The organism is Caballeronia sordidicola (assembly GCF_000729995.1).
Taxonomy (GTDB): Bacteria; Pseudomonadota; Gammaproteobacteria; order Burkholderiales; family Burkholderiaceae; genus Caballeronia; species Caballeronia sordidicola_A.
Genome location: NZ_JNFG01000092.1, coordinates 1 through 913 on the forward strand (window position 1 = coordinate 1; position 913 = coordinate 913).

Genomic DNA, 913 nt, shown 5'->3' on the forward strand with positions numbered 1-913 from the left:
AGCAAGGCGACAAAGGTGGCGAGCTTCATCCATTGCATGGCGAAAATGGAGGCCCAGCCGTCATACGAAAAATCACGCGCGCCGAAGAACCAGAACAGCAGCACCAGCGTGTAGAGAGCCATCACAATGGCGGTAACGCGTTGCGCCAGCCAGTCGCGCAAACCGTAGTGCGCGCCAACGACGAGGCGCTTGGGACCGATTCGATTCTTAGCGGTCATTTTTTTGACACCCTAAAGAAGAGTTGGCGGGCAAAGACGATCACGCGGAGCGGCGACACGACGAACACGACCGTCAAAGTCAAAGCTTGGTGTAATGTTATGGCTCAAGAGAACCTTCCTGGCCGCTGGCTAGCAAACAACTAAAAGCCTAAAGCAGCGCAAACGAACAGGTGCAACTTCCAGAGCCCGGCTGCAACGAAACACGCTCAAGCGCGGATTTCAACCGGCCCTCGCCTCTCACGTTTCCTGATAAAAATGTTGCTTACGCGGCGAGCATGAGCCTGCCGAATTCCCGACCGGGCAACCTCGGTGAAAGCATGCATTGCGCTCAAGGCGTAAGCATCGTGTCGTCGGATGAAAAGGTTTGGACCGGCGCTTTCGCGGGCACCATCAAAGCAACGGGATCAGAAACGAAAGCAATCGTCGCCGCCCCCAAGGCTGGTTGTACTCAGGCGGCACTTTGAACGCAATCCTACACCTTGGAGAAATTGAGCGCCTGATGGCAACAGTGCCCGGCGGATTCAACTGGTGGTCGCAACACCTATAACTTCTGCAAGTTTATCGGCGGGCGTCATAAAGTCGAGGGTTTTACGTGGTCTTCCATTCGGAAGTGCGGCGACCTTGTTCAACTCGGCTTGTGAATAACCATCCAGGCGTGTGCCTTTAGGGAAGTACTGACGTAGCAGGCCGTTCGT

General features: G+C 55.2%; 2 protein-coding genes and 1 pseudogene. 1 reads left to right on the plus strand and 2 read right to left on the minus strand.

What is annotated here, in order from left to right; translation table 11 throughout:
- A partial coding sequence (gene sdhD / locus FH08_RS0133820) for a succinate dehydrogenase, hydrophobic membrane anchor protein (protein WP_031362603.1) occupies window positions 1-218 on the minus strand: 218 nt, incomplete at its 3' end.
- A 275-nt stretch (window positions 219-493) separates the two neighbouring features.
- Between sdhD and FH08_RS0133825 the strand changes: the two genes are divergently transcribed.
- Window positions 494-682: a hypothetical protein gene (locus tag FH08_RS0133825; RefSeq protein WP_031362604.1), complete on the plus strand. Its 189-nt coding sequence runs from the start codon at window positions 494-496 to the stop codon at window positions 680-682.
- Window positions 683-739: 57 nt separating this feature from the next.
- On the opposite strand, the pseudogene FH08_RS53670 reads toward FH08_RS0133825, so the two are convergent.
- Window positions 740-913: pseudogene (locus tag FH08_RS53670) on the minus strand (IS30 family transposase); the annotation flags it as partial.